Source organism: Halomonas fontilapidosi (genome assembly GCF_014192285.1).
GTDB lineage: Bacteria > Pseudomonadota > Gammaproteobacteria > Pseudomonadales > Halomonadaceae > Halomonas > Halomonas fontilapidosi.
Genome location: NZ_JACHXQ010000003.1, coordinates 270,107 through 277,957, shown reverse-complemented (window position 1 = coordinate 277,957; position 7,851 = coordinate 270,107). Strand labels below are relative to the sequence as shown.

Here is a 7,851-nt window from a genome sequence, read left to right as displayed (position 1 = left end):
GGCCGGATGTGGAAGCGCTGCAAGGCGTTGAGCTAACCGGTACTAATGGCCCGTGAGGCTTGACCATATAACACCCAAGCGGTCTGCCGATGGCGGCCGACATGCCGGATACGTGAGACGCATCTCAACAGCATGATTCACCGTTTTTCGCCTGACGACCATAGCGTGCGGGAACCACCTGATCCCATGCCGAACTCAGCAGTGAAACCGCTCAGCGCCGATGGTAGTGTGGGGCCTCCCCATGCGAGAGTAGGTCATCGTCAGGCACTTATTCCGAGAAAACCCCGTGTTCACCAGAGCACGGGGTTTTTTCATGCTCAGCGATCGGAAAACCGCGAGGGCCTCCCCATGGAGAGTATCGGGACGCCGACCGGATTATCGTCAGGCACTTATTCAGAAACCCCGGCCATTGGTCGGGGTTTCGTCGTGGCAGGGGCCTCCCCATGAAGAGTCCCGGCGGCCCGGCGCGATCATCGTCAGGCATCTATTCCGAGAAAACCCCGTGTTCATAGAGCACGGGTTTTTTTCATGTCTGGCTTCCTCGCCGTTACATGATGTTGCAACACGGAGTGGAAAGGCCATCGGCCAGCGGCTACGGTATTTTTGAATGACCCTAAAAAGAGGGATTTGGACGACTCAGGAGGAGGCGAACATGAAGAACGCAATGATGCGCAAACTGGGCCTGGCACTGCTGATCGCGATGCTGGGTGTTGGCCTGGCGGCCTGCGAGGGAGAGCAGGGACCGGCCGAAGAGGCAGGCGAGAATATCGACGAGTCCATGGAAGAGATGGGCGAAGGCATGGAGGAAATGGGCGAGGAGATGGAAGAAGCGGCCGAGGACGCCCAGAACTGACCGTCTTGGCATGACACGATCAGTCATCAGTGGCAGGAATAAGAAAAGGCCGGGCAAGTTGCCCGGCCTTTCGCGTATTGGCCTGCTACCTCGAGGGTCACATAAGGGGGGTCAGGCGCCGGGGTTCTGCTCGATCCCTTGGAGGTACCAGGGCGCGCCGTCGCGAAGCTGTCGGGTCAGGTGCCAGGTCTCGTTGAACTCGCTCTCCTCGCCGTTCTCGGCGATGATGCCGTGGAAGATCACCGTGGCCTCGGCCGTCTGGCCCTCCTCACGTATGCTGCCGAGTTCGGCGAACAGTCGCACGATCTCGGTGCGATTGTTCGCCGGCTGCCGGTCACGCTCCTCGCGCAGCAGGTTGTAGAGCTCCGGCGTTACATACTCCTGGATGCCGGCAAAATCGTTGTTGTCCCAGGCACGCTGCAGGGTCATGAAATGCTCCTTGGCGCCGCCGAGGAAGCGTTCACGATCGAACCATTCGGGCTCCGAGGCGAAGGCGGCCCCGCCACCCAGCGGCGCCTGCTCGGCCTGGAAGTGCTGAGTGGGTGCCGCGCTATCCGGCTGGGCAGGCCCGTTGGCCATGACCGGCCGGCGCCGGGCAAACAGCTTGAAGAGCAGGAAAGCGGCGCCGGCGACCAGCAGAAGGTCCATCAGGCGCAGTTCATCGAAGGCGCCACCGAAGAACAGCGCGGCGAGCAGACCGCCGGCGAGCAGGCCGCCGAGCATGCCGCCCATCCGCGACCCGGGGCGCGCCTGGGTGGCGCGGTTACCGGTCGCTTGATTCTGGGTGGCCGCGGGCTGCTGCACGGTGCGGGACTGGCTGCCGAAGCTCTTGCCGCCACCCAGGCGGCGAGCATCGGCGTAGTCCACGGCCAGGCCAAAGCCCAGCACGCCAACCACGAGCATGACGAGTAGGTGACGCATCGAGGAGTTCTCCATCGGGGAAGAGGTGGTAAGGGTCGGAAGCCTCTATTCTAGCGACTATGCTGGTCAGCCACGACTACTAAAACGAGGGGCAACGATGAGACTGAGACGAGAGAAGAGCCTGTTGTTGATTGTCGATCTGCAGGCCGGTCTGCTGCCGGTGATCGAACACGGTGACCAGGCGGTGACCGAGGCCGGCTGGCTGGGCGGCATGGCCGGTGAGCTCGAGGTGCCGGTGTGGGTCACCGAGCAGTATCCCGAGGGGCTAGGGGGCAGCGAGCCGCGGTTGCTCGAGGCGCTGCCGGCGCACCGTCTGTGGCACAAGGTCCATTTCGATGCCCACGCAGAGCCGGCATTTGCCGAGGCGATGGCCGCATCGGATCGCCATCAGGTGGTGCTGTGCGGCACCGAGGCGCATATCTGCGTGATGCAGACCGGCCTCGGCCTGCTTGAAGCGGGTTACGAGGTCTATTGGCTGGTAGAGGCCTGCGCCAGCCGACGCTCCGGCGAGGCGCGGCTGGCCAAGGAGCGCATGGTCCAGGCCGGCGCGGTGCCGGTCAGTGCCGATATGGTCGCCTACGAGTGGCTGAACCGCTGCGACGATGCGCGCTTCAAGCAGGCCCACCGGCGTTTTCTGAGGGCTCGTTCGGCACGCCCGCTGATGTTTTCGTAAGTAGAGAGTCGGCGCGGGCCAGCTCTCGTGGAAGCGGTCCTTGCACCGCGAAATATGCCGGTAGGCCTTCGGCCTCCTATCGCGCAGGCGAGCTGCGTTCCTACAAGATCGGTTCTTTCTTTACTCGCTTACTGCCTGGAGCTCCTGGCGCAGCCGGCTTCAGGCGGCGCCCTCGGCGCGGGTGAAGACCAGGGTGTCGCCTTCCGACAGGGCGGCGTTGTGGGCATAGCCCGCCACGTCGAAGTCCTTGAGGCCCTCGGGATCGTCCAGGCGTTCGCGGATCATCCAGGCGGCCATCAGGCCGCGAGCCTTCTTGGCATAGAAGCTGATGATCTTCAGCTTGCCGTTCTTCTCGTCCTTGAACACCGGGGTGATCACCCGCGCCTCGAGCCGCTTCGTGTCGATTGCCTTGAAGTACTCGTTGGAGGCGAGGTTGACCAGTACCGGCGTGCCGCTTTTCTCCACGGCGCAATCGAGCTCTGCGGTGAGGGCCGCCTTCCAGAAGGCGTAGAGGTCCTTTCCGGCGGGATTCTCCAGCTTGGTGCCCATTTCCAGGCGATACGGCTGGATCAGGTCCAGCGGGCGCAGCAGGCCATAGAGGCCGGAGAGGATGCGCAGGTGCTGCTGGGCGAAGGCGTTATCGTCGTCGCTGAAGGTGTCCGCCTCGAGCCCCGTGTAGACGTCACCCTGAAACGCCTGGGCGGCGGGCTTGGCGTTATCGGGCGTGAAGGGGGTATGCCACTCGGCGAAGCGCGCGGCATTCAGCCCGGCCAGCTTGTCGCTGATGCCCATCAACTCGCTGAGCTGCTGGGGTGAATAGTCGCGAAGGATCTCGATCAGCGCTTGGCTGCGCTCGAGATGGTCCGGCTGGGTATACAGACTGGTGGTGGCCGGGGTCTCGAAGTCCAACGTCTTGGCGGGCGAGATCACGCTCAGCATGGGGCGCTCCTGTGCCTGAAGGGATTGGCCTGATGACAGCGGCATTCAGTATATCAAGCGGCGCGGCGACAATGGGCTATCAAGGTGATAGCCCATCTTCGCCGGCGTTTCCGCGTCAGGGCGCCGGGTTGGGGATGCGGCGGTGAACGGCCTCGATGGCCGCCACGACCTCGTCATCGAGCCGCAGGGATTCGCTGTCCAGGTTGCTCTCCAGTTGCTCCATGGTGGTGGCGCCGATGATGTTGCTGGTCAGGAAGGGCCGCGTGTTGACGTAGGCCAGGGCCATCTGTGCCGGATCCAGGCCATGCTCGCGAGCGATCGTTACATAGTCGGCGGTCGCCGCCTCGGCCAACGGGTTGGTGTAACGCTGGAAGCGCTCGAAAAGGGTCAGCCGGGCGCCGGCGGGACGGGCGCCGTCGAGATACTTGCCGGAGAGCATGCCGAAGGCCAGCGGAGAATACGCCAGCAGCCCCACCCGCTCGCGGTGGGCGATCTCGGCTAGCCCCACCTCGAAGGTGCGGTTGAGCAGGCTGTAGGGATTCTGGATGCTCGCGACCCGAGGCAGACCCAGGGTGTCGGCCAGATGAAGCGCGCGCATCACGCCCCAGGGGGTGTCATTGGAGAGCCCGATGGCGCGCACCTTGCCCGCATCCACCAGCTCCTTGAGCGCCGACAGCGTCTCCTCCAGCGGCGTGACGTCCTCCTCTTCCTCATGTTCGTCGTCGGGCTCATAGCCCAGCCTGCCGAAGAAGTTGGCCTTCCGTTCAGGCCAGTGCAGTTGATAGAGGTCCACGTAGTCGGTCTGCAGTCGCGCCAGGCTCTCGTCGATGGCCTGGTGGAGATGCTCGCGGGTCAGCCGCGGCCCCCCGCGGATATGCGCAAGGCCGGGACCGCTGGCCTTGGTGGCGATGATTACGTCATCGCGGCTGCCGCGTCGCTTCAGCCAGCTGCCGATATAAGCCTCAGTGCGGCCTTGGGTTTCCGCGGCGGGCGGCACCGGGTACATTTCGGCGGTATCGATGAAGTCGATGCCGAATGCCACGGCACGGTCGAGCTGTTCGTGGGCCTCGGCTTCGCTGTTCTGTTCGCCGAAGGTCATGGTGCCAAGGCACAGCCGGCTGACTTCGATGCCGGTATCACCTAGCGGTCGCGTCTGCATCCGTCACTCCTGGCAGGGCTGCTAAGGGGTTGAGCGGTCAGGGTAGCGGGGGCTGGACGGGGCGGCAAATCACGGGGTTGAGTCACCGCCGGGGCGAGCGTATGCTTGCCACCCGTAGCCCCGGCGGAGTCCGCAGGGCCACCGTTTTCGCAGGGAGTGATACCGGCCACAGGACGTGGCCGGTATCACTTCCGCACCATTGGACGCAGGGTTGTTGCCATGACTGAGGCATCCTCACTGTTCATCCGGCTCGAGTACCGGCTTGCACAGCAGCTTTTCCACACCCGCTGGCTGCCTCGCTCGCCACGTACCCAGCGCCTGACCATGCATCTCTTTCAGCGCTGTGCCGATGCCGGGCACCCGGCGGCACTGTCGCAGTATGGTCATATGCTTTTCCATCGCGGTGTCACGCCTCAGGACAAGGCCCGCGGGGCGCGCTATGTGCTCGAGGCGGCCCATGCCGGGGATGCCAAGGCGCAGTACCAGGCCGGGCAGATCCGCGAGCACGGCTGTGCCCAGTACCCGCGTCGCGATGACCATGCCGTGACCTGGTATGCACGTGCCGGCGAGGCGGGTCACCCCTTGGCGGCGAGCCGCCTGGCGCGTGCCTACCGCAGCGGCGAGCTGGGGTTACCGATGGATCTGGAGAAGGCCGATCACTGGCAGGCCCTGGCCGACCGTGTGGCGGGGTTTGCCGGTTCTCTAGAGACGCCGCCGCCGGGTGGGGGTTCTCTGAGCTCTGGTTCGCTGGGCTCTGATGCTCTGGGCTCTGGCTCTCTGGGCTCTGGTTCTCTGGACAAGGCCGAAGGCGAGACGCGACACTAGCTTTTCGTTCTCCCTGCCACCGGCCATCTCACCAAGGACCACCCGCCCGTGACGTTACCCACACTGCTGGATATCGAGGCGTCCGGCTTCGGGCGCGGCAGCTACCCCATCGAGGTCGGCCTGGCCCGCGCCGATGGCAGCACCTGTGCCTTCCTCATCCAGCCGCTGGTCGAATGGACGCACTGGGATCCCAAGGCGGAACTGCTGCACGGTATCAGTCGCGGACGACTGGAACGTGAAGGCTACCCGGTGCGCCAGGTGGCCTGCTGGCTCAACGACGAGCTTGGGGAGATCGGTATCGCCTATAGCGACAGCTGGGGCTACGACAACACCTGGCTCTCGCTGCTCTTCCACCATGCGGGCATGCTGCCGGCGTTCCGGCTCGAGGCGCTACGTATCCTTCTCAGCGAGCCACAGCAGGCCCTTTGGAGCCGCACCAAGGAAGCCATCATCCGCGAGCAGGGCATTCACCGGCACCGGGCCGGCGAGGATGCCCGCCTGCTTCAGCTCACTTACCTGCGCACCCTCGCTGCCAGCGCCTGACTCACGCCTCGCCACTCACCGAGAGCAGCACCTTGCCGATATTGGCATCGTTCTTGATCCAGGTGTGGGCCGCCTGCGCCTCGCTGATCGGCCAGCTGCGGTCGATCAGCGGGCGAATCTCGCCGTTGGCCAGGCGCGGCCAGACATGGGTGCGCAGGGCATCGAGGATGGCCCCCTTGGCCTCCGGCGGCTTGGCGCGCAGGGTCGAGCCGATCAGCCGCTGGCGCTTCATCAGCATGCGCCCCAGGTCGAGCTCCGCTCGACGCCCGCCCAGCAGGCCGATCAACACCAGCCGCCCGTCGGCCTTGAGCACCTGCTGGTTGTCGGCCAGGTAGCTGGCACCCACCGGATCGAGGATAAGGTCGGCGCCGCCCCAGGCCTTCACCGCCGAGAAGAAGCTGCCGTCGTGGCGGTTCCAGCCGGCATCCGCACCCAGTGCGACACAGGCGTCGAGCTTGTCCTGACTGCCCACGGTGACGAAGCAGGGATGGCCGAAGGCGCAGCACTGCTGGATGGCGGCCGTGCCTACGCCGCTTGCTCCGGCATGCAGCAGGACCCGTTCCCCCGCGGTCAGGGCGCCCTCCATGAACAGGTTCAGCCAGGCGGTGGCGTGAACTTCGGGCAGCGCCGCGGCTTCGCGCAGGCCGATGCCCTCGGGCAGCGGTAGCAGCTGGCGCTCATCCACCACCACTTCCTCGGCGTAGCCGCCCCCCGCCAGCAGGGCGCAGACGCGATCGCCGACAGCAACGCCCGCGACGTTCGGGCCTGTCTCGGTCACCGTGCCGCTGACCTCCAGGCCGAGAACCTCCGAGGCGCCGGGCGGCGGTGGGTAGTGGCCGGCACGCTGCATCAGGTCGGCGCGGTTGACGCCGGCCCAGGCCACACGCAGGCGCACTTCCCGGTGCTCGGGGGCGGCCAGCGGTGCCTGCGGCTGCCATGACAGGCGATCTTGCTCGATGACAATGGCGTGCATGAGGCGCTCCTGGGGGTAAATGGTGAATGGTGAGGGGTGAATGGTGAGGGGTGAATGGTGAGGGGTGAATGGTGAGGGGTGAATGGTGAATGGTGAGGGGTAACTACTCACTACTCACCAGCCGCGAAGCGGCGCTTACCATTCACAAGAGCGAAACGCTCACAACCGAAGCCGCTGCTCCAGGGCATCCAGCAGCTCGGCGGGCTCGCTGGCATCGACCAGCTCGGCGCGGGTGCGGCCATTGAGAAAGCCGTGCGCCACGGTGTTGTCCAGGAAGGCCAGCAGCGGGGCATAGAAGCCGGCGGTATCGAGCACGCCGATGGGCTTGTCATGCAGGCCCAGGTAGTGCCACGTCCAGGCCTCGAAGAACTCTTCCAGGGTGCCGATGCCGCCGGGGAGCACGATAAAGGCATCGGCATGGGCCGCCATGCTCGCCTTGCGATCATGCATGTTGCGGACTCGCACCAGCTCGGTGAGGCCGTGATGGGCCTGCTCGCGCTCGACCAGGTGGTCGGGCATCACGCCGATGGCCTCGCCGCCGGCCGCCATCACGGCATCGGCCAGGCTGCCCATCAGGCCGACCCGGGCGCCGCCATAGACCAGGCCGTGGCCGCGCCGGGCCAGCTCGCTGCCGAGTCGGCGCGTGGCCTCGAGAAATTGTGGGTCACGGCCCTCCCGGGACCCCAGATAGACGCAGAATCTCGACATGTCGTTCTCCCAAAGGGGTCATCCTAGCGGCCGCGGGGGAGAGTCGAAAGCCTGGAAACGCCAGGGGCGCCGAAACGGCGCCCCTGGTGGTCGGTGAGCCGGCTGGCTCAATGAGAGCCTGAGGCATCTCGCTTCATGGCCTGGCGCAGCAGCTTCACGCCCACACCGCTGATGACGAGCATGCTGGCAATCAGCGCGAGACTGGCAATCACATGGGTATCCAGGTACATCCGTAGGTTTCCTCGGTAAGGGTCAGG

Annotated in this window: 9 protein-coding genes, 1 rRNA gene and 1 pseudogene; 5 read left to right on the top strand and 6 right to left on the bottom strand. The window is 65.4% G+C overall.

Translation table 11 applies throughout. The annotated features are described in order from the left end of the window. The first annotated feature begins 150 nt into the window (after nt 1-150). Together rrf and FHR95_RS07405 are read left to right on the top strand one after the other, a co-directional pair. Nucleotides 151-266 (top strand): 5S ribosomal RNA (gene rrf, locus FHR95_RS07410). Nucleotides 267-652: 386 nt separating this feature from the next. Beyond that, complete coding sequence (locus tag FHR95_RS07405; RefSeq protein ID WP_098180641.1) at nt 653-853, top strand: hypothetical protein; 201 nt, start codon at nt 653-655, stop codon at nt 851-853. A 111-nt stretch (nt 854-964) separates the two neighbouring features. Here FHR95_RS07405 and FHR95_RS07400 read toward each other — a convergent pair whose 3' ends face one another. Then, nucleotides 965-1,774: a Tim44 domain-containing protein gene (locus FHR95_RS07400; protein ID WP_040184877.1), complete on the bottom strand. Its 810-nt coding sequence runs from the start codon at nt 1,772-1,774 to the stop codon at nt 965-967. A 97-nt stretch (nt 1,775-1,871) separates the two neighbouring features. Between FHR95_RS07400 and FHR95_RS07395 the strand changes: the two genes are divergently transcribed. Next, the gene (locus FHR95_RS07395) at nt 1,872-2,447 is read left to right on the top strand and encodes an isochorismatase family protein (protein WP_183313919.1); all 576 of its coding nucleotides are present in this window, start codon (nt 1,872-1,874) and stop codon (nt 2,445-2,447) included. Between the two features lie 159 nt (nt 2,448-2,606). Here the strand turns inward: FHR95_RS07395 and yaaA are convergent, their stop codons facing one another. Together yaaA and FHR95_RS07385 are read right to left on the bottom strand one after the other, a co-directional pair. Beyond that, nucleotides 2,607-3,386, bottom strand: coding sequence for a peroxide stress protein YaaA (gene yaaA, locus FHR95_RS07390; RefSeq protein ID WP_183313918.1), 780 nt, complete (start codon nt 3,384-3,386; stop codon nt 2,607-2,609). Nucleotides 3,387-3,501: 115 nt separating this feature from the next. Beyond that, nucleotides 3,502-4,545 (bottom strand): NADP(H)-dependent aldo-keto reductase, encoded by a 1,044-nt coding sequence (locus FHR95_RS07385; protein WP_183313917.1) that lies wholly within the window; start codon nt 4,543-4,545, stop codon nt 3,502-3,504. A 219-nt stretch (nt 4,546-4,764) separates the two neighbouring features. Here FHR95_RS07385 and FHR95_RS07380 point away from each other — a divergent pair. Both FHR95_RS07380 and FHR95_RS07375 read left to right on the top strand, forming a co-directional pair. Continuing rightward, nucleotides 4,765-5,232: pseudogene (locus tag FHR95_RS07380) on the top strand (tetratricopeptide repeat protein); the annotation flags it as partial. Nucleotides 5,233-5,418: 186 nt separating this feature from the next. Then, nucleotides 5,419-5,913 carry a hypothetical protein gene (locus FHR95_RS07375; protein ID WP_183313916.1) on the top strand — a complete coding sequence of 165 codons (495 nt, stop codon included), beginning with the start codon at nt 5,419-5,421 and terminating at the stop codon, nt 5,911-5,913. A 1-nt stretch (nt 5,914) separates the two neighbouring features. Here FHR95_RS07375 and FHR95_RS07370 read toward each other — a convergent pair whose 3' ends face one another. The 3 genes from FHR95_RS07370 to FHR95_RS17295 all read right to left on the bottom strand — a co-directional run bounded on the left by FHR95_RS07370 (nt 5,915) and on the right by FHR95_RS17295 (nt 7,824). Next, nucleotides 5,915-6,886, bottom strand: a complete 972-nt coding sequence (locus tag FHR95_RS07370; RefSeq protein WP_183313915.1) for an NAD(P)H-quinone oxidoreductase — start codon at nt 6,884-6,886, stop codon at nt 5,915-5,917. Between the two features lie 159 nt (nt 6,887-7,045). After that, the gene (locus tag FHR95_RS07365) at nt 7,046-7,594 is read right to left on the bottom strand and encodes an LOG family protein (protein WP_183313914.1); all 549 of its coding nucleotides are present in this window, start codon (nt 7,592-7,594) and stop codon (nt 7,046-7,048) included. A 107-nt stretch (nt 7,595-7,701) separates the two neighbouring features. After that, a complete protein-coding gene (locus FHR95_RS17295) occupies nt 7,702-7,824 on the bottom strand; it encodes a hypothetical protein (protein ID WP_257125509.1) in 123 nt (40 codons plus the stop codon). Nucleotides 7,825-7,851: the final 27 nt, after the last annotated feature.

Bases quoted from the DNA above. Each gene is read 5' to 3' on its own strand.
- FHR95_RS07365 (WP_183313914.1), bottom strand. From the start codon at position 7,594: ATGTCGAGATTCTGCGTCTATCTGGGGTCCCGGGAGGGCCGTGACCCA.
- FHR95_RS07405 (WP_098180641.1), top strand. From the start codon at position 653: ATGAAGAACGCAATGATGCGCAAACTGGGCCTGGCACTGCTGATCGCG.
- FHR95_RS17295 (WP_257125509.1), bottom strand. From the start codon at position 7,824: ATGTACCTGGATACCCATGTGATTGCCAGTCTCGCGCTGATTGCCAGC.
- FHR95_RS07385 (WP_183313917.1), bottom strand. From the start codon at position 4,545: ATGCAGACGCGACCGCTAGGTGATACCGGCATCGAAGTCAGCCGGCTG.
- FHR95_RS07370 (WP_183313915.1), bottom strand. From the start codon at position 6,886: ATGCACGCCATTGTCATCGAGCAAGATCGCCTGTCATGGCAGCCGCAG.
- FHR95_RS07395 (WP_183313919.1), top strand. From the start codon at position 1,872: ATGAGACTGAGACGAGAGAAGAGCCTGTTGTTGATTGTCGATCTGCAG.
- FHR95_RS07400 (WP_040184877.1), bottom strand. From the start codon at position 1,774: ATGCGTCACCTACTCGTCATGCTCGTGGTTGGCGTGCTGGGCTTTGGC.
- yaaA (WP_183313918.1), bottom strand. From the start codon at position 3,386: ATGCTGAGCGTGATCTCGCCCGCCAAGACGTTGGACTTCGAGACCCCG.